20 protein-coding genes and 1 riboswitch are annotated in these 22866 nt (G+C 64.9%); of the genes, 11 read left to right on the top strand and 9 right to left on the bottom strand.

The features are described 5' to 3' along the window. Positions 1–112: 112 nt before the first annotated feature. Positions 113–787 carry an isoprenylcysteine carboxylmethyltransferase family protein gene (locus tag E5X34_RS06730; protein WP_292562450.1) on the top strand — a complete coding sequence of 225 codons (675 nt, stop codon included), beginning with the start codon at positions 113–115 and terminating at the stop codon, positions 785–787. A 2-nt stretch (positions 788–789) separates the two neighbouring features. Here the strand turns inward: E5X34_RS06730 and E5X34_RS06725 are convergent, their stop codons facing one another. Continuing rightward, on the bottom strand, positions 790–1665 hold the full coding sequence (locus tag E5X34_RS06725; RefSeq protein WP_292562448.1) for a CoA ester lyase: 876 nt from the start codon (positions 1663–1665) through the stop codon (positions 790–792). After that, positions 1665–2117: a MaoC family dehydratase gene (locus E5X34_RS06720; protein ID WP_292562447.1), complete on the bottom strand. Its 453-nt coding sequence runs from the start codon at positions 2115–2117 to the stop codon at positions 1665–1667. Before E5X34_RS06720 ends, E5X34_RS06725 begins: the two co-directional genes overlap by 1 nt. A gap of 150 nt (positions 2118–2267) precedes the next feature. Here E5X34_RS06720 and E5X34_RS06715 point away from each other — a divergent pair, with 150 nt between their 5' ends. Next, positions 2268–3389 carry a DUF2336 domain-containing protein gene (locus E5X34_RS06715; protein WP_292562445.1) on the top strand — a complete coding sequence of 374 codons (1122 nt, stop codon included), beginning with the start codon at positions 2268–2270 and terminating at the stop codon, positions 3387–3389. 4 nt (positions 3390–3393) lie between these two features. Here E5X34_RS06715 and E5X34_RS06710 read toward each other — a convergent pair whose 3' ends face one another. Together E5X34_RS06710 and parE are read right to left on the bottom strand one after the other, a co-directional pair. Beyond that, positions 3394–5475: an FUSC family protein gene (locus E5X34_RS06710; protein WP_292562443.1), complete on the bottom strand. Its 2082-nt coding sequence runs from the start codon at positions 5473–5475 to the stop codon at positions 3394–3396. 40 nt (positions 5476–5515) lie between these two features. Then, positions 5516–7570, bottom strand: a complete 2055-nt coding sequence (gene parE, locus E5X34_RS06705; RefSeq protein ID WP_292562441.1) for a DNA topoisomerase IV subunit B — start codon at positions 7568–7570, stop codon at positions 5516–5518. A 255-nt stretch (positions 7571–7825) separates the two neighbouring features. On the opposite strand from parE, the gene cpaB reads away from it, so the two are divergent. The 8 genes from cpaB (at position 7826) to E5X34_RS06665 (ending at position 15817) form a co-directional block, all read left to right on the top strand. Next, positions 7826–8746 carry a Flp pilus assembly protein CpaB gene (gene cpaB, locus E5X34_RS06700; protein WP_292562439.1) on the top strand — a complete coding sequence of 307 codons (921 nt, stop codon included), beginning with the start codon at positions 7826–7828 and terminating at the stop codon, positions 8744–8746. Positions 8747–8847: 101 nt separating this feature from the next. Next, complete coding sequence (locus E5X34_RS06695; protein WP_292562830.1) at positions 8848–10212, top strand: type II and III secretion system protein family protein; 1365 nt, start codon at positions 8848–8850, stop codon at positions 10210–10212. 4 nt (positions 10213–10216) lie between these two features. Further along, positions 10217–10489, top strand: a complete 273-nt coding sequence (locus E5X34_RS06690) for a hypothetical protein (RefSeq protein WP_126082359.1) — start codon at positions 10217–10219, stop codon at positions 10487–10489. A gap of 13 nt (positions 10490–10502) precedes the next feature. After that, positions 10503–11717, top strand: a complete 1215-nt coding sequence (locus tag E5X34_RS06685; protein WP_292562437.1) for a response regulator/pilus assembly protein — start codon at positions 10503–10505, stop codon at positions 11715–11717. Beyond that, positions 11714–13135 carry a CpaF family protein gene (locus E5X34_RS06680; RefSeq protein ID WP_292562435.1) on the top strand — a complete coding sequence of 474 codons (1422 nt, stop codon included), beginning with the start codon at positions 11714–11716 and terminating at the stop codon, positions 13133–13135. The genes E5X34_RS06685 and E5X34_RS06680 overlap by 4 nt, the downstream gene beginning before the upstream one ends. Positions 13136–13139: 4 nt before the next feature. Then, positions 13140–14105, top strand: a complete 966-nt coding sequence (locus E5X34_RS06675; protein WP_292562433.1) for a type II secretion system F family protein — start codon at positions 13140–13142, stop codon at positions 14103–14105. A 1-nt stretch (position 14106) separates the two neighbouring features. Continuing rightward, positions 14107–15072: a type II secretion system F family protein gene (locus tag E5X34_RS06670; protein WP_292562432.1), complete on the top strand. Its 966-nt coding sequence runs from the start codon at positions 14107–14109 to the stop codon at positions 15070–15072. A 271-nt stretch (positions 15073–15343) separates the two neighbouring features. After that, positions 15344–15817 (top strand): tetratricopeptide repeat protein, encoded by a 474-nt coding sequence (locus E5X34_RS06665; protein ID WP_292562429.1) that lies wholly within the window; start codon positions 15344–15346, stop codon positions 15815–15817. A gap of 103 nt (positions 15818–15920) precedes the next feature. On the opposite strand, the gene gcvP is transcribed toward E5X34_RS06665, so the two are convergent. From gcvP to gcvT, 3 genes are read right to left on the bottom strand one after another with little or no spacing between them, the layout of a single operon-like run. Beyond that, the gene (gene gcvP / locus E5X34_RS06660) at positions 15921–18728 is read right to left on the bottom strand and encodes an aminomethyl-transferring glycine dehydrogenase (protein ID WP_292562428.1); all 2808 of its coding nucleotides are present in this window, start codon (positions 18726–18728) and stop codon (positions 15921–15923) included. A 16-nt stretch (positions 18729–18744) separates the two neighbouring features. Then, a complete protein-coding gene (gene gcvH, locus E5X34_RS06655; protein WP_292562427.1) occupies positions 18745–19113 on the bottom strand; it encodes a glycine cleavage system protein GcvH in 369 nt (122 codons plus the stop codon). Positions 19114–19119: 6 nt separating this feature from the next. Next, positions 19120–20220 carry a glycine cleavage system aminomethyltransferase GcvT gene (gcvT, locus tag E5X34_RS06650; RefSeq protein ID WP_292562426.1) on the bottom strand — a complete coding sequence of 367 codons (1101 nt, stop codon included), beginning with the start codon at positions 20218–20220 and terminating at the stop codon, positions 19120–19122. A 150-nt stretch (positions 20221–20370) separates the two neighbouring features. Further along, a riboswitch (glycine riboswitch) is annotated at positions 20371–20457 on the bottom strand. 186 nt (positions 20458–20643) lie between these two features. Between gcvT and E5X34_RS06645 the strand changes: the two genes are divergently transcribed. Next, on the top strand, positions 20644–21648 hold the full coding sequence (locus E5X34_RS06645; RefSeq protein ID WP_292562828.1) for a hypothetical protein: 1005 nt from the start codon (positions 20644–20646) through the stop codon (positions 21646–21648). A gap of 6 nt (positions 21649–21654) precedes the next feature. Here the strand turns inward: E5X34_RS06645 and E5X34_RS06640 are convergent, their stop codons facing one another. Continuing rightward, the gene (locus tag E5X34_RS06640) at positions 21655–22074 is read right to left on the bottom strand and encodes a GNAT family N-acetyltransferase (RefSeq protein ID WP_292562424.1); all 420 of its coding nucleotides are present in this window, start codon (positions 22072–22074) and stop codon (positions 21655–21657) included. Next, positions 22074–22865: a molybdopterin-binding protein gene (locus tag E5X34_RS06635; RefSeq protein WP_292562422.1), complete on the bottom strand. Its 792-nt coding sequence runs from the start codon at positions 22863–22865 to the stop codon at positions 22074–22076. Before E5X34_RS06635 ends, E5X34_RS06640 begins: the two co-directional genes overlap by 1 nt. Position 22866: the final 1 nt, after the last annotated feature.

Raw genomic sequence — 22866 nt, 5'->3', positions numbered from 1 at the left:
TCTCGTCCAGAGTGCCGGGTGTGCCTTGAGTCATAGACCGTTGGTCGGTATAATAGACCATCGGTCGGATTCGGCCAAATCGCGACGAGCGGCATGTCATGGAAGGTTGGTCATGATCTCGAGATTGGTTCTCCAGACATTCGTGTGGTTCGGTGTGATGGGCGCGCTGATGTTCGTGTCCGCAGGAACGCTGCACTGGTGGGGCGCCTGGGTGTACATAGTCGTGATGGTCGGACTGAGCCTCACCATGGGCGTGGCGCTCGCCCGGCGCGATCCAGGCCTGATGAACGAACGCCTCCGCCCGCCGATCCAGAAGACCCAGACAGCGGCCGACAAGATAGTGCTGAGCATATTGCTCATCGGCATTTTCGCATGGCTGGCCCTGATGGGGCTCGACTTCCGTTTCGGCTGGTCGGCAGCTCCTGTCTGGGTGCAGGCGATCGGGATGCTGGTCCTGCTCGTCGGCATCTGGATCTGCTATCTCACGATGCTGGAAAACAGTTTCGCGGCGCCTGTCGTGAAAATCCAGGACGAGCGCGGACAGAAGGTGATCACCACGGGTCCCTACGCCTATGTTCGCCATCCTATGTACAGCGGCGCCATCCTTTTCTTTGCCGGCACGGCGTTGCTGCTCGGCTCCTGGTGGGGACTGGTGTCAGTGCTTTTCTTCATCGTCCTGCTCGCCATCCGCACCTTCATCGAGGAAAAGACTTTGCGGACCGGCCTGCGGGGATACGACGAGTACGCCGCGCGCGTCCGCTACAAGCTGATCCCGATGTTCTGGTAATCTCAGGTGCCCGACGCCTTGGCGCGGGCCAGCAAACGCTCCGCCAGACGCAAATGCGGCCGGTCGTACATCTTGCCGCCGATGCCGACGACGCCTGGATTTGCCGCCGCCGCGAAGGCATCGACGATAGCCCGTGACCGCGCGACCGCTTCGGCGGACGGCGTGAAGGCGGCGTTGATGACCGGCACTTGCGCCGGATGGATCGCCATCTTGCCGGTGAAGCCGTCGCGCTCGGCCTCGCGGCATTCCTTCTCGAAGCTGGCCATGTCGCGGAAATCGGGAAAGACGGTGTCGATAGCAGCAACTTCGGCCGCTCCCGCCGCCAGAATGGTCATAGCGCGCGCCAAGCGGAACACGTCGGTATAGCGGCCGTTCTCGTCGCGGGCCGCCCGAGCGCCGATCGCGGCAGACAAGTCCTCCGCGCCCCAGGTCAGGCCGGCGAGCCGCGCGCTTGCCCCGCCATAGCTAGCCGCAGCAAGCACGCCGGACGCGGTTTCGGTGATGATCGGCAGGATCTTTATGCCACCGTCCGGCAGCCCGTTTTCGGCCTCATGCACCCGCAGCTTCGCCGCCAATTGCTGGACATCCTGCCCGCTGTTCGACTTGGGCAGCATGATGCCGTCGGGCTTTGCCGGGACAAGGGCCGCGAGGTCGTCGTCGGTGAGGCCGGTGGACAGGTCGTTGACCCGGACATAGACGGCGGGACCCGTCCGGCGCCTTTGGTTCGAGATGAAGCCGGCCGCGACCGCGCGCGCCGCCCCCTTGTTCGCGCCGGCGACGGAATCCTCGAGATCGACGATGACCACGTCGGCGCCGGCCTCGAATCCCTTTTCCAGCTTGCGCTCGGAATCGCCGGGCACGAACAGCAACGAGCGCATCAGGCCGCCTTCTTCAGCATCATCGCCTGCCTGGTGCATCTGGCGACGAGAACGTCGTTCTGATTATAGGCGCGATGCTCGAACTCGACGATGCCGCGATCGGGCTTCGATTTGGACTCGCGCACAGAGACGACGGTGGTCTCGACCCGGATGGTGTCGCCGTGGAAGACGGGGTGCGGGAACACCGTTTCCTTCATGCCGAGGTTGGCGACCGTTGTGCCGACGGTGATGTCGTTCACCGAAATGCCGATCATCAGGCCGAGCGTGAACAGCGAATTCACCAGCGGCTTGCCCCATTCGGTTTTGGCGGCGAAGTCGAAATCGATGTGCAAAGGCTGCGGGTTCAGCGTCATCACCGAAAACAGCATGTTGTCGCTCTCGGTCACGGTCTTGCGCAGCGTGTGGTGGAAGACGTGGCCGACGACAAACTCTTCCAGATAAAGCCCGGCCATGGTCGATCTCCTCCAATTCCACCGCTTGATAGGCGGTGGCTACGCCTCCATCAAGCCGGTTAAGAAATATGGTGAACCGTTCGTAAACCATTTCCAGCCTACAGTTCACAACGGGGCCGGGACATTCCGGCAAGGGCGTAGCTGGTCGGCATGGTTGTTTCGCACTTTCTAAAATGGATTGATACGGCAAGGGTTTCCGAGCGCGCCGCCGCCGCGAGCGCGCTGGCGCGCGCCTACATCAATTCCGATCTGCCGTTCGAGGATCGCTGCGCCGCCGAGGCGGCGCTCACGCTGCTTCTGGACGACGCTTCTTCCAAAGTGCGCCTGGCGCTCGCCGAGGCGCTGTCGATGAGCCATCACGCGCCGCCGCAGGTGATCAGCGCCCTGGCCGCTGACCAGCCGGAAGTGGCGGCGCTGGTGCTGGCGCGTTCGCCGCTGCTTACCGATGCCGATCTGGTCGAGCGCGTGGCCTGCGGCCAGAAGGCGACGCAGACGCTGATCGCCAACCGTCCGGTGGTCTCGATGTCGCTGGCGGCGGCAATCGCCGAGATCGGCGAGCCGGAGGCCTGCGCGGCTCTGGTCGGGAACAGAGGCGCGGAGATCGCTTCGCTCAGCTTCCGCCGCATGGCCGAGCGGCATGGCCACGTGCCGCTGGTGCGCGAGTCGCTGATCGCCGATCGCCGCCTGCCGGCCGACTGCCGGCATATGCTGCTGGTCAAGATCGGCGAGACCCTGAAAGGATCGCCGCTGGTGCTGGCGATGATGGGCGCGGCGCGCGCCGATCGGGTCATGCGCGATGCCTGCGTGAAGGCCTCGGTGACGCTGATCGAGGGAACGCGCATGGAGGAGCATGCCGCGCTGATCGAGCATCTGCGGCTGCGCGGCGACCTCACCGCCAGCTTCATCATCCGCACCATCGCGCATGGCAAGGTCGACTTCTTCGGTTCGACGCTGGTAGCGCTTGCCCGACAGTCCGAGCAGCGGGTGACGGCGCTTCTGGCCGGCGGGCACGACGTGGCGCTGCAGGCGCTGTTCCGCGGCGCCGGGCTTGCGCCGGCGACGCACGGCATCATCCTGCGCGCGCTGAAAGTCTGGCGCGAAGTCGCCAACGGCCGGCGTGTCGCCGGCGTGCAGGAAGTGAGCTGGCTGATGCTGAAGGAACTCGGCGGCCAGTCGGCCGAAGGCGATCTTGCCGGGCTGGTGAAGTCGATCCATCTCGACGCGCTGCGCGAAAACGCGCGAGGGCACGCGCTGGCGATTGCAGCTGCCTGAGGTCTCAAGCGCGGCCCTTGGCAAAGAAATCCGGATAATCTTCCATCGCCGCGGCAATGATGCGCAGCGAGGCGGCGATCCGCAGCATTTCGAGCCGACCGCTGCGTTCGCCGATGCTGGCCGCATATTGCCTTGCCACCGCGATGGTCGCGGTCTGCGGCTCGCCCGGCCGCCGGAACAACAATTCGCGCGCCAGGCCGCGCAGAAAATTGCCGATGGATTCGACTGTCTCGCGCGGCACGGCGGAGTCCAGTTGCGCATGGCGCAGCCGCAGCACCTCCAGCCCGACGGTGACGGCGGCGATGCTGCCGCCAAGAATGGGGTCGCCTCTGCGGCCCGTTCGCTGCACCTGCGGCATCAGCTGGTTGATCCGGTCATAGGCGAGGCTTTCGAAGGCCGAACGCCGGGGTATCCGCTCATGCAGGCAAAGCCGCGCCAGATCCTCGCGCATCGCCTGCGAGATACGCTCCACGGTGACCCAGGGGTCAGCGGGCAGCACGACGATGAAGACGCCGATGGCAATCAGGATGCCGACCAGGATCGAGGCCGAGCCCGCGAAGAACGGCCCGGGATCATAGATCATCTGCTGATGCGGGCTGAGGAAGGCGAGAAAGTTGATGGCGAAAGCGGTGGCGACGCCGACATGGCGTGGATTGGCCATGCCGAGCGCCGCGGGCACCAGGATCGGCACGACGAAGAGCGTGAACCAGCCGAAGCCGGGTAGCGCCGGCAGCGCGACCTGCCCGACCAGAAAGGCAAAGGGCAGCGCGATCAGGGTGCCGGTGAAGAAGCCCCAGGCCGACTGCACGGGATCGGGACGCGTCGCGAAAAGGCTGGAGACCACCGCGACGAGGATGACGGTGCCGGCCGCTTCCGACCATTTGGTCGTCAGCCAGAAGACGGCGACGAGCAGCGTCGCGAGCGCGGCGCGCACGGCGTTGCGCCACGCGGCCTGATAGTCGCGGTGGACGACCAGGGCCGGCTGGCTTCGCTCATTCGATTTCCGGGAGACGGGCGAGCGAAGCGCATTGAGTCCGTCCAACACCTGTTTCAGCGCTTCGGCAAAATCACCGGCAATGGTGAGGCGAGTGATGGTGCCCACCTTGTCCTCGGCGGCATCGTTTGCACCGGCATCGTCGGGCAGGGACGGCACCTCTCTGGCCTTGCTCGCGATCGCGTCGAGCCGCGCCACCCAGGGGCCCGTGTCGTCGAGCGCGCCGGGTGTCGCCGCCAGCTCGCCGACAAAGGCTTTCAAGTCGCGTCGCATGGGGATGAGCGCCGCATTCTTCGGCGCGCGGTGGCTATGCAGCGTGCGCGCCGCCGACAGCGCCCACAGAAGCTGACCGATCGTGCGCCGCACCGGGTGGGCGCGGGGGGCGAAGCTCGGCGCTTCCAGGCGCGCATAGGTCCGCATTTCAGCGAGCGTCTGGGCGTCGGTGATCAGCTTGCGCTGGAGCGCGGCAAGGCTTGCCGGATCGCCGTCGGAAAAGGCGCCGCCGGCATATTCAGCGAGGTCGAGGATGCTGCGCTTCAGCCTGGAAATGATGGCGTCGGCCGCGAGCTTGGGCAGGATCAGCCGGCTGGTAACGCCGGCGCAGACGATGCCAAGCACGATCTCGGCGCAGCGCGCGATGGCGAGGTCGACAACGACGATCGGTTGGCCGAGCGCCGGCAGGCTGATGATCATCGCCGTGTAGCCGGCAAGCGCCGCGCCATAGGCCTCCGGGTTGCGCAGCAGCGAGGATACGAGCGTGCAGATGCCGACCCAGAGCGCCAGGACTGTGATCAGCAGCCAGGGATTGGTACCGGACAGGGATGTTATGCCGATCGCGGCCAGGCCGCCGGCCAGCGTGCCGAGCAGCCGATAGAAGCCCTTCGCCAGCACCATTCCGGCCACCGGCTGGGCAACGATAAACACCGTCATCATTGCCCATTGCGGATGGTCGAGCTTCAGCGCGTAGGCGGCAAGCAGCGCGATCAGCCCGGCCGAAACCGTGCGCAAGGCAAAGATCCAGTCCGAACGGGTCGGCTGCGTCAGACCGCTTAACGATGTCTCGACAAGCTCTTTCAGACGCGTCCAGGTCACATTCGTCTCCGTACAGGAGCCTTTATGGACCCTTCCGCGATCAGATATCCAGCACGTCCGTCTCGGCGAATTCGGCGCGCTCCTGGATGAAGCGGAAACGCGCTTCGGGCTTGGTGCCCATCAGCGCGTCGACGGCATCCTTGGTGGCCTGCTCGGCGTCGATCACGTCGACCCGCAGAAGCGTGCGCTTCTTCGGATCCATCGTGGTCTCCTTGAGCTGCGAGGCCATCATCTCGCCCAGGCCCTTGAAGCGGCCGATCTCGACCTTGCCGCGTCCGGTGAATTCGGTGCGCAGCAATTCGTCCTTATGCGCGTCGTCGCGGGCGTAGCCGACCTTGCCGCCCTGCCGGATCGAATAGAGCGGCGGCACGGCCATGTAGAGATGGCCGCCGCGGATCAGGTTGGGCATCTCCTGATAGAAGAAGGTGATCAACAGGGAAGCAATATGCGCGCCGTCGACGTCGGCGTCGGTCATGATGATCACGCGGTCGTAGCGCAGGTCCTCGTCGCGGTACTTCGAGCGCGTGCCGCAGCCGAGCGCCTGGATGAGGTCGGAAATCTGCTGGTTGGCGGCAAGCTTGTCGTTGCCGGCGCTGGCGACGTTGAGGATCTTGCCGCGCAGCGGCAGCACCGCCTGGCTGGCGCGGTCGCGCGCCTGCTTGGCCGAGCCGCCGGCCGAGTCGCCCTCGACGATGAAGATCTCGGCGCCGGCGGCCGCGTTTTGGGTGCAATCGGCGAGCTTGCCCGGAAGGCGCAGCTTGCGCACCGCGCTCTTGCGCGAGACTTCCTTTTCCTGGCGGCGGCGCACACGCTCGTCGGCGCGCGCGATGACCCATTCGAGAAGCTTCGAGGCTTCCTGCGGATTGTCGGCAAGCCAATGGTCGAACGGGTCGCGGATGGCGTTTTCGACGATGCGCATCGCCTCGATGGTCGCCAGCCTGTCCTTGGTCTGGCCGACGAATTCCGGCTCGCGGATGAATACCGACAGCATGCCGGCGGCCGAGATCATCACGTCCTCGGTGGTGATGATCGAGGCGCGCTTGTTGCCGATCAGGTCGGCATAGGCGCGCAGTCCGCGCGCCAACACATTGCGGAAACCGGCCTCATGCGTGCCGCCTTCGGGCGTTGGAATCGTATTGCAGTAAGAGTTGAGGAACCCGTCTCCGCCGAACCAGGTCACCGCCCATTCGAGCGAACCGTGGCCACCCTGCTTGTCGCTCTTGCCGGCAAAAACCTCGCGCGTGACCTGGAACTCGTCGCCCAGCGTCGCCTTGAGATAGTCCTTCAGGCCGCCGGGGAAATGAAACTCGGCCTTGGCCGGCGTCTGGTCCTTCTCCTTGATCAGCGACGGATCGCAGGTCCAGCGGATCTCGACGCCACCGAACAGATAGGCCTTCGAGCGCGCCATGCGATAAAGCCGCGCCGGCTCGAAGGCGGCGCCCTTGCCGAAGATCTGCTCGTCGGGGTGGAAGCGGGTCCTCGTGCCGCGGCGGTTATGAACCTCGCCCAGATGCTCGAGCCCGCTGACCGGGACGCCGCGCGAAAAACGCTGGCGGTAGAGCTGGCGGCCGCGCGCGACCTCGACCTCAAGGTGGTCGGACAGCGCGTTGACGACCGAAACACCGACGCCGTGCAGGCCGCCGGAGGTCTCGTAGACCTTGGAGTCGAACTTGCCGCCCGAATGCAGCGTCGTCATGATGACTTCGAGCGCCGGCTTCTTGAATTTCGGATGCGGATCGACCGGGATACCGCGGCCATTGTCGGTGACAGTCAGGAAGCCGTCGGCGGAAAGCTCGACGTCGATGAAGGTGGCGTGGCCGGCCACGGCTTCGTCCATCGAATTGTCGATGACCTCGGCGAACAGGTGGTGCATCGCCTTGTCGTCGGTGCCGCCGATATACATGCCAGGACGGCGCCGCACCGGCTCGAGCCCCTCCAGCACCTCGATATCGGCGGCGCTATAGCTCTCGCTGCCGTCGCGGGCGGCGGTCGAGCGCTTCGCGGCCTGCACCAGCGGATCGGCGTGGCGCGAGGGCGCCCGCACCGGCTGTGCCTGCTTTTCCATCTTGCCGAAGAGGTCGTTGCTGTCGTCCATGCTGGGCCTAGCGTCCGGTAATGCGAATCACGGCTCGATACTGCCACGCTTTTGGCGGGCGAACGAGTTCCTGTTCCGTTCAGGGATCAAACTGTCTCTTATTCCAAAACCATTCGATAACCAAGCCGGCCGAAATAGGGCGGCCCGCGCGGCCCGCTGTTCCTTATTCTTTAACATTAACGCCTAGCGTGAGGTCCAAACCAACAAAAGACCACGGGCGTCAGGGGTTTCGTTGTGCGGGGCAGGGCCATAACCATGATCGGTATCGCAGCCGTCTTCGGCGCGATCTCGATCTTTGCGGCGGACTTCTGGGTCAAGAGCCAGGCAAAGGCTCAGCCCGAGGTCAAGATCGTCTCCGTCGAAGCTCCGCAGCAGCCCAAGGTCGAGTTCAAGACCATCGTGGTGGCTCAAGCGCCGCTGCGTTACGGGATGGAACTCGGACGGCCGCAACTGGCCGAGATCCCGTGGCCGCAGGATTCGCTGCCGCAAGGCGCTTTCCCGACGATCGACAAGCTGCTTGCCGACGGCAGCCGCGTGGTGCTGTCCCCGATCGAGGTCAACGAACCGGTGCTGCTCACGAAGCTGTCGGGACCGAATGGTCGCGCCACGCTGTCCAACATGCTGTCGCCGGGCATGCGGGCCGTCACCATCCGCACCGACGAAATCGCCGGTGTCGGCGGCTTCGTCACCCCGGGAGACCGGGTCGACGTCGTCCTGACGCGCGATGCGGGAGACATCCAGGAAGTATCCAAGAACGCGCAAGGGGCGGCCGGCTCGACGGTGACCTCCGAGATTGTGGTCTCCGACGCCAAGGTGCTTTCGGTCGGCCAGGGCGCCGACGAGCGCAAGACCGAGCCGCAGGTCGCCAATTCAGTGACCATCGAGGTGACCAACGAAGGGGCGCAGAAAGTGGCGCTCGCCCGCACCGTCGGCACTTTGTCGCTGTCATTGCGGTCCGCGGCCGACGCCAGCGCCGGCAAAGGCGGGCTTACGACGATCTCCTCCTTCGGCGGCTCGGTTGCCGCAAACGCCGAGGCAAGTGCGGCCTCGCTCGTCAATGCGGTTACGAAGGATCAGGACGAGCCGAAATTCAGGACGGTGATCGTGACGCGCGGCGAGAAAGTCGAAGAATACGAGGTTCCTTCACGGGAACCGCCGCAGGAACTGCAGCAATAGCCGGTGGGGACCGGCGGGGACAGGGCAAGATGTTCGGGTTTGATGCATTTCGGACGACCGGGGGATGGCGTCTTCTCGGCGCGATCGCGCTCGCGGCGGCTATGCTTGGCGCCGCCGCGCCGGCAAGGGCGGGCAATGACGTCGTCTATGTCTCGGCGAACAAGAACGCCTCGATCAAGGTCGCCAAGGGCAAGCCGAAGACGATCATGACGAGCGCCGCCTTCTACCAGATCGTCATCGGCGATCCGGAGATCGCCAACGTCAACCCGCTGACCGACAAGTCCTTCTATGTGCTGGGCAACAATCTCGGCACCACCGGTATCGCTCTGTTCGACCAGAACAAGCAGCTTGTCGGCACCATCGACATCGAGGTGACGCTGGATACTGACCAGTTGGCCAGCACCATCCGCGCCAGCGTGCCCGACGCCAAGATCAAGGTCGGCTCGGCAAACGGCCGCGTCGTGCTGTCGGGCGAGGCCGAGGATGCCGTCGCCGCCGACAAGGCCAGCAAAATCGCCTCGCGCTTTTCCGGCAATGAGGAAGTCATCAACTCGGTCAACATCTCGTCCTCGCAGCAGGTGCAGCTCAATGTCCGGTTCGTCGAGATCAACCGCCAGGCCGGGCAGGATCTCGGCGCCAAATACGGCGCCAACTTCGCCTATGGCATCGGCAACCGCCACGTCGTGCTGAACCCGGACGGGGGGGACGTGCCGGCTGCCGGAACAGGCGAGATCATCGGCAGCCTGCTGTCCAACGGCCTGTCGATCGACATCGCCATCAAGGCGCTGGAGGAACGCGGCCTTGCGCGGCGGCTCGCGGAGCCGAACCTGATTGCCCGCTCCGGCCAGACGGCGAGCTTCCTTGCCGGCGGCGAGTTCCCGATCCCGGTTTCCGAAGACAACGGCAAGATCAGCGTCACCTACAAGAAGTATGGCGTCGGCCTGGATTTCACGCCGACGGTGCTGAAGGACGGGCTCGTCAGCCTCGACATCGCGCCGGAAGTGTCGTCGATCGACCCGTCCGCTTCCATCCAAGTCAGCAGCGGCATTTCCATTCCAGCCTTCATCGTGCGCCGCGCCAGGACGTCGGTCGACCTCAAGAACGGCCAGAGCTTCATGATCGCAGGGCTTCTGCAGTCGCAGAACGACATCACGACATCGCGGGTGCCGGGGATCGGCAAGCTGCCGGTGCTCGGTCCGCTGTTCTCCTCGAAATCCTATCAGCGGCGCGAGACCGATCTGGTCATCATCGTCACGCCGTACCTGGTCAAGCCGGTCGATCCCTCGAAGAAGATGGTCGAGCCGACCGACGGCACCCGGCCGGCAAGCGCCGCCGACTATTTCCTCAACAACACCGAGGAGGTCGACGCCTCGGCGCCGAAGCGTCCGCTCGCGCTGGCCGATGGCAGCGCCGCCCGCTCCGTATCCGGCACGTCCGGCCATTTCCTCGACCTGCCGAAGGACTAAGGCCATGCGCATCGCCCTTTGGACTGTTCTCTTGCTGACTGGCCTCGCCGGCGGCTGCACCAGCGACGACTATGTGCGCACCGAAGGGGTGACGCCGGGAGTCGGCAACGCGCAGGCATCCAACACCGCCATGCAGATGGTCGATCCGTGGAAGTACGGCGTCCAGAACACAAGGCTTCTCGTGCCGGCTCAACGTCCGGGTTCCGAGACTGTCGCCGTCGGCGCGAAAGCCGGCGCGGCGTCCGCGCCGACAACATCATCAACGACATCGAATTGATCGGCCGACGACGATGGCATCTGCTACCAAGACCAAGAAGATCCTGCTCGTTTCCACCGACAGGGCGTTTGTGCAGGACACGCGGACGGCTTTTGCGACCTCCGAGGTCATCGAGCTCCAAACAGTGGAAAAGAGCATCAACGAGCTGCGCGGCGAGGCCCTCGAGACCGATTTCGGCACCGTCATCGTCGACATGGACGCGGCCAAGCTCGAGGAGATCGAGTCGCTGCAGCGCGTCATGCGCCGGCTGGAAGGCAGCGTTCCCGTGGTCGTCGTCACCCAGGAATTCAACGCGGCGGCGGTGCGCATCCTCGTGCAGCTCAAGGTCGCCGACTTCCTGGTCAAGCCGATCACCACGGCAGACCTGGTGCGCTCGGTCATCCGGGCGTTGCAAGGGCCGGGGCGGGAAGAGAACACCGAATCGCACATCTATACCTTCATGCCGGCCGCCGGCGGCGTCGGCACCACCACGCTCGCCCTGCAGACGGCTTTCCAGCTGCATCATTCGGTGACGCGCGGCGCTTCGACATGCGTGGTCGATCTGAATTTCCAGCAGGGCGCCTGCGCCGAATATCTCGACCTCGAACCGCGCTTCGACATCACGGAAATCGAGAACCAGCCGGAGCGCCTCGACCGGCAACTGCTCGATGTGATGCTGTCCAAGCATGCGAGCGGCCTGTGCGTGCTTGCGGCGCCGACGCGTCCTTCGGACATGCGCTCGTTCAAGACCGATGTGGTGGTTCGCATGCTCGACCTCGTGGCGGCTTACTTCGACAATGTCGTCATCGACATGCCGCGCACCTGGTTCCCCTGGACCGAGACGGTGCTCTTGGGATCCAACAAGCTCTACATCGTCGCCGAGATGACGGTGCCTTGCCTGCGCCACACGCAGCGCCTCATCCAGGCAGTCTATGAGACCGCGGGCAAGGAAGTGAAGCCCAACGTCATCGTCAACCGCTTCGAACAGAAGATGTTCGACAGCGGCATCAAGCAGGCCGATGTCCAGGAGATACTCGGCGAGCATTTCGTCGGCGGCATCTCCAACAACTACCGGCTGGTGCGCGAGGCAGTCGACCGCGGCGTGCCGCTGCACGCCATCGACCCCAACGCCAATGTCGTCAACGACCTGAAGAAGATCATCCTGCCGGAGGAGGCCGTCCAGACCACGGTCAAGTCGAAATCGCTGTTCGGCCTCGGCAAAGGCCTGCTGAAGAGGAAGGCCGGATGAACACTCGCTTTTCCAACCTGCAGAACCGCGACACTCGTCCGCAGCGGGCGCCGGAGCCGGCGCCTGTGGTGCACAATGCGGTGATCATCCCGACGACCCGCAAGCCGGTGCCGCCGAAGCCGGAAGCGGCGCCCGCAAAAAGCGCCAACAAGGTGCTCGATGCGCGCGTGCGCATCCATCGCATGCTGCTGGAAGAGATCAACCTCGTGGCGCTCGAGCGGCTGCCCAAGGACGAGATGCGCCGGCAGGTGCATGAATTCGTCTCGGAAAAGACGCGCGAGGAGCGGATGGCGATCAACATCGCCGAGCTCGATGCGCTGGTCGACGACATCGTCGACGAGATGGTCGGCCTCGGCCCGCTGGAGCCGTTGCTCAAGGACCCTGAGATCAACGATATCCTGATCAATGGCCACCAGAACTGCTTCGTAGAAAAGCGCGGCAAGCTGCAGCAGGTCCACATCCCATTCAAGGATGAGGCGCATCTGCTTCGAATCATTAATAAAATCGTCGCGGCTGTCGGCCGCCGCGTCAATGAATCTCAGCCGATGGTCGACGCCCGCATGCTCGACGGCTCGCGCTTCAACGCGGCGATCCGTCCGGTCGGCGTCGACGGGCCGCTGGTGTCGATCCGCAAATTCTCCAAGAACAAGCTCGGCCTGCACAAGCTGGTCGAGTTCGGCGCTATCACCCAGAACATGGCCGAGGTGCTGGCGGCGGCGGTGCACGCCCGCAAGACCACGATCATCTCCGGCGGCACAGGCACGGGCAAGACGACGATGCTCAATGCGCTGTCGGCCTTCATCCCGGAAGACGAGCGCCTGATCACCATCGAGGACGCGGCCGAGCTGCAATTGCAGCAGCCGCATGTCGCGCGCATGGAGACGCGCCCGGCCAACATCGAGGGCCATGGCGAACTGAAGCAGCGCGACCTGGTCAAGAACGCGCTGCGCATGCGTCCCGACCGCGTCATCCTCGGCGAGTGCCGCGGCGAGGAGGCCTTCGACATGCTGCAGGCGATGAACACCGGCCATGAAGGCTCGATGGCCACGATCCATGCCAACACGCCGCGCGACGCCATCTCGCGCTTGGAACAGATGCTCGGCATGACCGGCATGCCGATGACGGTGCAGTCGATCCGCAGCCAGATTGCCAGCGCGCTCGACATCATCGTGCAGCTGACGCGCCTTTCCGATGGCAAGCGCAAGGTGACCAGCGTGGCCGAGGTGACCGGCATGGAAGGCGATGTCATCCAGATGCAGGAGATATTCCGCTTCGTGCGCACCGGTATGGAGGCGGACGGCAAGATCCTCGGCCACTTCGAGGCGACCGGCATCCGCCCGCGCTTCCTCGAGGACCTGCGCAACATGGGCATCGAATTCCCGGGCAAGTATTTCGAACCCGGCCGGCCGCAGGACTAGGCCGGTGTTCGAGGGATTCAGCCCGATCTACGTCGTGTACGCGGCGGCGGCGCTCACCGGCATCATGATCGCCGAGGGCCTTTACCTGCTCTATGCCGGGCGCAGCGACAAGCGCTCGGCGATCAACCGCCGCATGAAGCTCGCCGAGAACAAGATCAGCCAGGAGCAGGTGCTGATCCAACTGCGCAAGGAGCGCGGAATCGACGGCGGCAGCTCCGTCTTTTCCCTCGACCGTTTCCGCGCCCTGCGCACCCAGTCCGGCATGACCACGCCGTTGCCGAAGTTCCTGATGATCACATCGGGGATCGCTTTCGCACTGGCGCTTCTCACGATCTGGAAGGGCTTGCCGCTTCTGTTCGGCCTGATCCTGTTTCTCGTACTGCTGCCGGTGCTGCCAGTGATGGCAATGCGCTTCATGCGCAAGCGCCGGCACAAGCGGTTCGGGATACAGTTGCCCGAGGCGCTGGAACTGATCACGCGCGGCTTGAAGGCCGGCCATCCGGTGCCGGTGGCGATCGCCATGGTGGCGCGCGAAATGGCCGACCCGATCGGCACCGAGTTCGGCGTCGTCGCCGACGAGGTGACCTACGGCTCGGACCTGGTGTCGGCGCTGAACAATCTGTTCGACCGGGTAGGCCATGAGGACCTGCCGCTGTTCGTCACGGCGGTGTCGATCCAGAGCAGTTCGGGCGGCAATCTGCGCGAGATCCTCGACGGCCTGTCCGCGACGATCCGCGAGCGCGGCAAGCTGCGCCGCAAGGTGCGCGCCATTTCGACCGAAGGGCGGATGTCTGCCTACATCCTGACCGCGGTGCCGGCGCTTCTGTTCACCGCCATCATGGTGCTGATGCCGCAATTCTACCAGGATGTCTGGGACGAGCCGAAGACCTGGTACATGCTGAGCGGAACCATCTTCTGGCTGCTGCTCGGCAACGCCATCATGTTCAAGATGTCGAATTTCAGGTTCTGAAATGGAAGACGTCATCCGCTTCCTCGCTTCGCTCGCGCCGACGTCGCTGATGCCGGTTGCCGTGCTGCTGCTGGTGCTGGGCGGCGGCGCCGTCGCCTGGCCGCTTGTGCTCGCCAAGGGCGATCGCGGCGAGGTCAAGCGCCGGCTGAAGGTTGAGGTGGTGCAGCCGGCCGAGCCGGCGGAAGCCGCGCCCAAGAAGAGCACCAGCGCCGTGCGCGAGAAAGCGGTGAAACGGGCGCAGGAGTTCTATGCCAAGAGCGACCCGGAAAATGTCGCGCGGCTGCGCATGAAGCTCATCCAGGCCGGCTATATGGAGCCGCGCGCCGTCGGCATGTTCTTCCTGATCCGCTTCGCCACCCTGATCGGCGCGGCGTTGGGCGCGTTCCTGATCAACCATTGGGCGGCAAGCGCCGAGTCGACCATGACCAGCCGCTGGACCTTCATCATCCTGTCGGGCGCCGGCGGCTACTTCCTGCCGGGCCTGGTGCTGACGCAGAAGGTTCGGGAGAAGATGCGCGAATACCGCAACGGCTTTCCCGATTTCATGGATCTGATGATCGTCTGCTCCGATGCCGGCATGAGCATGGAGGCCGGCATCGAGCGGGTCTCAAGGGAGCTTTCCAGGACCTATCCGTCGCTCAGCCAGAACCTGATACTGGTGTCGCTGGAGCTGCGGGCCGGGCGCAGCCTGGACGATGCGCTGAAGGCGCTCGCCGACCGTCTAAGCCTCGACGAGGTGCGCTCCTTCGCGACGCTGCTGCAGCAATCCAAGGAGCTCGGCACCAGCCTGTCGGGCTCGTTGCGCGTCTTCTCCGACGAAATGCGGCACAAGCGCATGTCGCTGGCAGAGGAGAAGGCGCATGCCTTGCCGGCCAAGATGTCGGTGCCGGTGACGGTCTGCATCCTGCCGGTGGTGCTGATGATCGCCATTATTCCGATCATTGTGAAGCTGACGGCGCATCACTGATATTTGGGTGAGGCCGCCTGCGAATAGCGACTTTCTGCGCTTCCGGTGCTCACGTACTTCAAGTACGCTCCGCTCCGGTTCTCGAAAGCTACTATTCTCGACACGGCCTGACCCGAATCTCAGCATACCTCAACCATCGCTGGTCTGATGGTTAACGCATCCTTGGCGGGCAACCAAAATTTAGCTGCATTTCGGCACCGAAGCTTAATCGCTCTCCTGTATCGTCTTTTCGTGAAGAACGACCCGGCAAATCGGGCGATGGGGCAGGGGCATGCGTCAGAGACTTCCCAAGGCAGCGGCGGTATTGGCGGCCGTCTTGATGATCACCGGCTGCACGACGAACAACAACGTCGACACGACCAAGACCACGGCGATCCAGCCGGTGGCCAAGGATGTCAGCGCCGATGATCTCGTCGAAGGCAAGGCGCAGTTCCGTGAGGCGAATTTCGGCTTGGCCGAACAGCATTTCCGCAAGGCGGTCGAGCTCAAATCCGACAATGCCGAAGCCTGGATGGGGCTTGCCGCTTCCTATGACGAGCTCGGCCGTTTCGACTTCGCCGACCGCGCCTATGCGCAATTGTTGAAGGTCGCCGGCCGCAAGCCGCAGATCGTCAACAATATGGGTTATTCGCAGCTTCTGCGCGGCAACAAGAAGAAGGCGCGCGCGCTGCTCCTCGAGGCCAAGGCCGGCATGGCCGACCAGACGGTGGTCAACGCCAATCTGGCGCTGCTCGACAAGGGCTGATTGGCGCAAGCGACGCGGCGCTTCATGCGCGCGTCAGTCGAGAACAAGGCGCCAGCCCGATGCCGGGCCGGCGCTTGAACATCGCCTGAATTAACGCCGGCCGCTACTCCGCGGCGCCGAGATATTCCGACAGCGGCGGGCAGGAGCAGACCAGGTTGCGGTCGCCGGCGACATTGTCGATGCGCGACACCGGCGGCCAGTATTTCGTCGCCAGGTCGGCGTCGCCCGCAGGGTAGGCCGCTTCGAGCCGCGAGTAGGGATGCTTCCACTCAGCGGCAAGCGCTTCCGCTGCGGTGTGCGGGGCGTTGACCAGCGGGTTGTCGGTGAGCGGCCATTCGCCCTTCGCCACTTTCGCCGCCTCGCCGGCGATGGCGACCATCGCCTCGCAGAAGCGGTCGAGCTCGCGCTTGGGCTCGGACTCGGTCGGCTCGACCATCAGCGTGCCGGCGACCGGAAACGACATGGTCGGCGCGTGGAAGCCATAGTCGATCAGGCGCTTGGCGATATCGTCGACGCTGATGCCGGCGCTTTCCTTCAGCACACGGGTGTCGAGGATGCACTCATGGGCGATGCGATCATGCCGGCCCTTGTAGAGGAGCGGGAAGTGCGGCGCGAGCCGGGTGGCGATGTAATTGGCGGAGACGATGGCCGTTTCCGTCGCCTGCTTCAGGCCTGAAGCGCCCATCATGCGGATATACATCCAGGTGATCGGCAGGATGGAGGCGCTGCCGAACGGCGCCGCCGCCACGGCATGGGTCGTGCCTTCCGTCAGGTGGCCGGGCAGATAGGGCTTCAGATGGGCCTTGACGCCGATCGGACCGACACCCGGCCCGCCGCCGCCATGCGGGATGCAGAAGGTCTTGTGCAGGTTCATGTGGCAGACGTCCGCGCCGATATCGCCTGGACGGGCGAGGCCGACCAGCGCGTTGAGGTTGGCGCCGTCGAAATAGACCTGGCCGCCATGCTCATGGACGATGGCGCAGAGGTCGCGCGCGCCTTCCTCGTAGACGCCATGCGTCGAGGGGTAGGTGAACATCAACGCCGCGAGATCCTTCGAATGCTCGGCCGCCTTGGCCTTGAGGTCCTCGACATCGATGTTGCCGTCCTCGGTGCAGCGCACGACGACGACACTCATGCCGGCCATCGCGGCGCTCGCCGGATTGGTGCCATGCGCGGAGGATGGGATCAGGCAGACTGTGCGATGGCCTTCGCCGCGCGCGCGGTGATAGCCGCGAATGGCGAGCAGGCCGGCATATTCGCCCTGGCTGCCGGCATTGGGCTGCAAGGTCACGGCGTCGAAGCCGGTGATCTCCGACAGCCAGGCTTCGAGATCGGCGATCATGGCGCGGTAGCCGCTTGAATGGCCGGCAGGCGCGAAGGGATGCAGATTGGCGACGCTCGGCCAGCTCACCGGCATCATTTCCGCGGCGGCATTGAGCTTCATGGTGCAGGAGCCGAGCGGGATCATGGCGCGGTCGAGCGCGAGGTCCTTGTCGGCCAGCCGGCGCAGGAAGCGCATCATCTCGGTCTCGGAGCGGTTCTCGTGGAAGACCGGCTGCGTCAGGAACTCCTTGCCGCGCGGTTTGCCGGGCATCGAGCCGCCTTCTGCGCCTGGCTTGGCGCCGAATAGGCCGGCGATCGCCTCGAGATCGGTTTCCGTCGAGGTCTCGTCGAAGGCGATGCTGATCTTGTCCGCATCGATGAGGCGCAGCAGCCGGCCTGTCTTCTGCGCGGCGGCGGCGATCGCGCCGGCCTTGCCCTTCACCTCGGCCGTCACTGTGTCGAAGCGGCTCGCGCCGAGCACCGATACGCCGGCGGCTTCGAGGCCTGAGGCGAGGCGGCCGGCAAGGCCGTGGATGCGACCGGCAATTGCCTGCAGGCCGGCAGGGCCGTGCCAGATCGCATAGGCCGTGGCCATGTTGGCCAGCAGCGCCTGCGCGGTGCAGATGTTGGAGGTGGCCTTGTCGCGGCGGATGTGCTGCTCACGTGTCTGCAGCGCCAACCGGTAGCCGGGGCGGCCCTTGGTGTCGGTCGACTGGCCGACGAGGCGGCCGGGCATCAGACGGGTCAGCTTGTCGGAAACCGCGCAATAAGCGGCGTGCGGACCGCCGAAACCCATCGGCACGCCGAAGCGCTGCATCGGGCCGACGGCGATGTCGGCGCCGAGCTTCGCCGGCGCATCCGTCAGGGTGAGCGCCAGCGGATCGGCGATGAAGACGACCAGCGCGCCGGCGGCGCGGGCCTTCTCGATCGCCGTCTTGTGGTCGCCATAGACACCGAACGTGTCAGGCCAGGAAACGAGCAGGGCGGCGGTGTTGTCGTCGATCGTCTCGCCATCGACCTCGATGCCGAGCGGCTCGGCTCTGGTGCGCACGACATCCAGCGTCTGCGGGTGCGGGGTGCCGGCAAGAGCCACCTTGGTGCGCTTGTCGCGATGATGGCGCAGCGCGATGCCGACTGCTTCGGCGACGGCGGTGGCCTCATCGAGCAGCGAGGCCGACGCCACGGGCAGGCCGGTGAGCTCGGCGACCAAAGTCTGGAAGTTGAACAGCATTTCGAGCCGGCCCTGGCTGATCTCGGCCTGATAGGGCGTGTAGGCCGTATACCAGGCTGGATTCTCGAACAGGTTGCGCTGGATGACCGGCGGCACGAAGACGCCGTGATAGCCGGCGCCGATGAAGCTCTTCAGCACCGTGTTCTTCGCCATGATCGCCGACAATTCGGCCAGCGCCTCGGCTTCGCTCGCCGGGGCAGGCAGGTCGAGAGGCCGATCGAGGCGGATCGACTTCGGCACGGCCTGGCTGATCAGCGTTTCGACAGATGGAACGCCGATGGCGGCGAGCATCGCCCTGACGTCGTTGACGGAGGGACCGATATGGCGGGCCGAGAAAGGAGCAGGTGCTGCGGTCATTTCCAATATCCTGTTGTCAGCCGATATGGGCTTTGTAGGCGGCCTCATCCATGAGGCTGTCGAGTTGACCTTCGTTGGAGAGCTTCATCTTCCAGAGCCAGCCGTCGCCAGTCGCCGCCGAATTGACCAGCGAGGGATCGGCCGACAGTGAGCCGTTTGCCTCGGTGATCTCGCCGTCGACCGGGGCATAGACGTCCGACGCCGCCTTCACGGATTCGACAACCACCGCGGTGTCGCCCTTGGCGAGCTTGCGGCCGATTTCCGGCAGCTCGACGAAAACCAGATCGCCGAGCTGCTCCTGCGCATAGTCGGTGATGCCGACAGTGGCGACGCCGCCTTCGACGCGGAGCCATTCATGGTCTTCAGTGAAATAGATCTTTGCCATCTGGAATCATCCTTTGCGGTAGCGGTGTGGGGTGAAGGGCAGGGACGTGACGTCGACCGGGATCTTCGTCCCGCGGATATCGGCGAAGAGTTTCGTGCCGGCCTTGGCCAGCGCCGCGTCGACATAACCCATGGCGACCGGGTGGCCGGTCGAAGGGCCGAAGCCGCCGGAGGTGACATGGCCGGCCGGATTGCCGCCGGCATCGACGAGCGCCCCGCCGGCGCGCACCGGCTGGCGGCCATCGGGCTTCAGGCCGACGCGCTTCTGCGACGGCCCGCGCTCCAGGATCGAGCGCAGCGCGTCCGCGCCGATGAAAGCGCCGGAGGCGCGCACATCCTTGGAGATCGCCCACATCAGGCCGGCGCTTGCCGGGTCGATCCCCGGCGTCAGGTCCTGGCCATGCAGGCAGAGCCCGGCCTCGAGGCGCAGGCTGTCGCGGGCGGCAAGGCCGATCCATTGCACGCGCTCGTCTTCCAGGAGTTTGGCGACCAAATCCCGCGCGTCCTTCTCCGGCAGGCCGATCTCGAAACCGTCCTCGCCGGTATAGCCGGACCGGCTCATGAACCAGTTCTGGCGCGGCTCGATGCCATGCATGAAGAGCAGCGAGCCGGTCTCGATGCCGGCCCGTGCCAAAGCCGCCCAGGCATCCGGACCCTGAATCGCCAGGAAGACGCGGTCGAGCGGCGAGACCCTGGCGTCGAAATTGGCGGAGAGCGCGTGCAGATGCTTCTCGTCCTCGATGGCGTTGCCGGCATTGGCCACGACCATGAACCGGTCGTCGCCAAGGCGCGTCACGATGAGGTCGTCGATGATGCCGGCAGCCTCGTTGAGGAAAAAAGTGTATTTGGACTGCGAGATGTCCAGCGCGCCGGCATCAAGCGGGCAGGCCCGGTTCAACAGCGCCGCGGCGCCCGGACCGCCGACCTCGAACAGCTTCATATGCGAGATGTCGAACAGCCCGGCATGCTCGCGCGTGTGCAGGTGCTCCTTCATCACGCCGGGCGGATAGGTGAGCGGCATCGACCAGCCGGCGAAAGCGCCGAAGCGCGCGCCCGCGGCCTGATGCAAATCCTCGAGGGGTAGGTGCCTGGTGTCTTGGCCTGTCATGTCTTCTCCAGAGTCGCACGCAATCGACCGCCATTGGCGGCCTAGTCCGTGCCCCTCTGTCTGAAGCCTGAGAGACTCGCGCCCCGTAACTCTGTCGGCAGCGCTTACACCTTCGGCGCGGGGCCAGGCCCCGACTTTCCAGAGTTGTCTTTCCCGTCCACGGTTCTTTTGCCTGAGAGATTTCGGGCGATTTCCCCTTCGGCGACAGCTTGCGCTGCTCTCTCCCGCAAACAGGTGGGACTCACAACCGAGCCCCCGACGCGCCATCCATAGCTCGTTGGCGACACCTTGTCACCTCCCAGCGACATGTTGCCGACAAGTCTTCGCTAACCACGCCATTTGCCGGTTTCTCAAGATACTTCTGATATGCCCACCAAACGACGCATCGAGTTCGCCGGCAAAGGCGATGGGCAGGGACGGCAGATGGGCGAATTGATCATGAGCGCTCCGGTGGCGGGGCTGACGTCGAAGAACAAGATCACGGCCGAGGACGTGGCAATGCTGCGGCGCGAGGTATTCGCCGACGGTGTGGTGACGCGGGGCGAGGCGGAGGCGCTGTTCGCGCTCGACCAGACGGCGCGCGACAAATGCGGCGAATGGGGACCGTTCTTCGTCGAGGCAGTGACCGACTACATCGTCCACCAGGAAAAGCCGGAAGGCTATATCTCGGAGGAGAATGCCGACTGGCTGGTCCGCACCGTCTCGCGTGACGGCATGGTCGACAGCCGCACGGAGCTTGAGCTGCTGGTGCATGTGCTGGAGGAAGCGAAATCCTCGCCCGGCCAGCTTTCGGCCTATGCGCTGGACCAGGTCGCGCATGCGGTGATCGACGGCAAGGGGCCGTTGATGATCGGCGGCGAGCTGGTTCCGGGCTTGATCGCCAAGGCCGAGGTCGATCTCCTGCGCCGCATCCTCCATGCCTTTGGCGGCGACGGCAACATCGCCATTACCAAGGCCGAGGCAGAGGTGCTGTTCAGGATCAATGACCGAACGGCGGCCGCCGACAATGATCCGTCCTGGAACGAGCTCTTCGTCAAGGCGATCGCCAACTATGTCATGTGCTCGGCCGGCTACGAGCCGCCGACGCGCGAAACGGCGCTGCGCCACGAAAACTTCCTCGACGAGGCTGGCCCGGCGCTCGGTGGGTTCTTCAGCCGGATGGTGTCGGGCGGATTCGCCGCGGTCCTCGAAGCCTATCATTCTCCCGGCGATATCGAGGCCGAATGGGAAGCCAGGAACCGGGCCGCCGAGGCGCTTGCCCGCCGCGCCCAGACCATCGATGCCGACGAAGCCAAATGGCTGGCCGAGCGCATCGGCGGCGGCCAGCGGCCGCTGCGCGACAACGAGCGCGCGCTGCTGACGCTGATCAGGCACGCTTCGCCTGAAATTCATCCGGCGCTGAAGCCTTTGCTGGATAAAGTCGCTTAGGCGCTCTTAAATCGTCTTGCAAAGAATGATGTTGGAATGGCCTTCGGGCCATCCGATGAGTTCGGCGATGCGCTCGAAACCGGCCTTTTCGTACAAGCCCGGCGCCTGGAAATCGTGGGTCGAGACCCATATCCGCAGCGAGCCGCGCGCGGCGGCCTCGGCGACGAAGGCATCAAGCAACTTCCTGCCGTGGCCATGGCCGCGATGGGTTTCGTCGACCCACATCAGCGTGAGCTCGGCAATGCCGGCCCAGGAATAGCCGGCGGCGATCCCGACGACGCGCCCTTGTTCATCCCGCAAGGCAAAGATGATGGCACGGTCGTCGTCGCGACCGGTCAGCCGTCGATTGTCGTCATGCAGACGCTCCTCGACGGCATCAAGCTCGGCGGACGACAGATCGTGCTCGGCCCTCAGGCGAGGGGCCATCAAATCCCGCCGTACCAGTCGTAGCCGTTATCTTCCCAGTAGCCGCCGCGGCCGCCGCCGATAGTGGCGAAACTGTCGACCAGTTCGATCTTGTAAAGGTATTTCGGCATCTTGTAGCCGAGCTGGCGCTCGACGCGTACCCTGAGCGGCGCGCCGTTCTCGACCGGCAAGGGCTTGCCGTTGAGACCGTAGGCCAAAATGGTCTGCGGATGGCGGGCGTCGATCAGGTCGATGGTGCCGTAATATTTGATGTTGCCGGACAGGCTCTGCTCGATCGTGTCGAGGCAGTGGAACATGACGTAGCGCGCCTGCGGCTTGACCATCGCCTGGTCAAGCACCAGCGACAGCGGCGTGCCGGTCCATTTGGCGATGCAGCTCCAGCCTTCGACACAGTCGTGGCGTGTGATCTGGGTGCGGCTCGGCATGTTCTGGAGCTGCTCGCGGGTCAGCGACAGCGGCTTCTCGACAAGGCCGGTCACCTCCAGGCGCCAGTCGGCGAAATTGTTGGCGAGCAGGCCCTTATAGGTGTCGTCGTCCGGCGCCGTGACACCGTTCGGCCGCTGCGGCTGGCGGATGTCGGCCTCGGTGAATTCCGGCGCCAGCGCGTCGCGCCCAGCAAGAAGACGCTGTGCCCGGTATGTCAGGCCGTTGGCGTTCTCGAGGAAGCTGCGCAAGCCGCCGCCGATGCCGAGCCCGCTGTCGAAAGCATCGCAGCCGGAAAGCGCGATACCGGAAAGGCCGAGGCTGCCGGCTGTCAGGAATTTACGGCGGCTGATCTGGAATTTTGCCATG

Origin of the sequence: Mesorhizobium sp. (assembly GCF_004963255.1) — a bacterium.
Lineage (GTDB): Bacteria > Pseudomonadota > Alphaproteobacteria > Rhizobiales > Rhizobiaceae > Mesorhizobium.
Note: the sequence above shows the minus strand (reverse complement) of the source record. Positions and strands in the feature narration are given on the sequence as shown.

Coding starts and splice junctions, on each gene's coding strand:
- E5X34_RS06635 (WP_292562422.1), bottom strand. CDS start 22,865: ATGGCAAAATTCCAGATCAGCCGCCGTAAATTCCTGACAGCCGGCAGC.
- E5X34_RS06715 (WP_292562445.1), top strand. CDS start 2,268: ATGGTTGTTTCGCACTTTCTAAAATGGATTGATACGGCAAGGGTTTCC.
- cpaB (WP_292562439.1), top strand. CDS start 7,826: ATGATCGGTATCGCAGCCGTCTTCGGCGCGATCTCGATCTTTGCGGCG.
- E5X34_RS06720 (WP_292562447.1), bottom strand. CDS start 2,117: ATGGCCGGGCTTTATCTGGAAGAGTTTGTCGTCGGCCACGTCTTCCAC.
- E5X34_RS06665 (WP_292562429.1), top strand. CDS start 15,344: ATGCGTCAGAGACTTCCCAAGGCAGCGGCGGTATTGGCGGCCGTCTTG.
- E5X34_RS06640 (WP_292562424.1), bottom strand. CDS start 22,074: ATGGCCCCTCGCCTGAGGGCCGAGCACGATCTGTCGTCCGCCGAGCTT.
- E5X34_RS06670 (WP_292562432.1), top strand. CDS start 14,107: ATGGAAGACGTCATCCGCTTCCTCGCTTCGCTCGCGCCGACGTCGCTG.
- E5X34_RS06680 (WP_292562435.1), top strand. CDS start 11,714: ATGAACACTCGCTTTTCCAACCTGCAGAACCGCGACACTCGTCCGCAG.
- E5X34_RS06685 (WP_292562437.1), top strand. CDS start 10,503: ATGGCATCTGCTACCAAGACCAAGAAGATCCTGCTCGTTTCCACCGAC.
- E5X34_RS06730 (WP_292562450.1), top strand. CDS start 113: ATGATCTCGAGATTGGTTCTCCAGACATTCGTGTGGTTCGGTGTGATG.
- E5X34_RS06725 (WP_292562448.1), bottom strand. CDS start 1,665: ATGCGCTCGTTGCTGTTCGTGCCCGGCGATTCCGAGCGCAAGCTGGAA.
- E5X34_RS06690 (WP_126082359.1), top strand. CDS start 10,217: ATGCGCATCGCCCTTTGGACTGTTCTCTTGCTGACTGGCCTCGCCGGC.
- E5X34_RS06645 (WP_292562828.1), top strand. CDS start 20,644: ATGGGCGAATTGATCATGAGCGCTCCGGTGGCGGGGCTGACGTCGAAG.
- gcvH (WP_292562427.1), bottom strand. CDS start 19,113: ATGGCAAAGATCTATTTCACTGAAGACCATGAATGGCTCCGCGTCGAA.
- gcvP (WP_292562428.1), bottom strand. CDS start 18,728: ATGACCGCAGCACCTGCTCCTTTCTCGGCCCGCCATATCGGTCCCTCC.
- E5X34_RS06695 (WP_292562830.1), top strand. CDS start 8,848: ATGCTTGGCGCCGCCGCGCCGGCAAGGGCGGGCAATGACGTCGTCTAT.
- parE (WP_292562441.1), bottom strand. CDS start 7,570: ATGGACGACAGCAACGACCTCTTCGGCAAGATGGAAAAGCAGGCACAG.
- gcvT (WP_292562426.1), bottom strand. CDS start 20,220: ATGACAGGCCAAGACACCAGGCACCTACCCCTCGAGGATTTGCATCAG.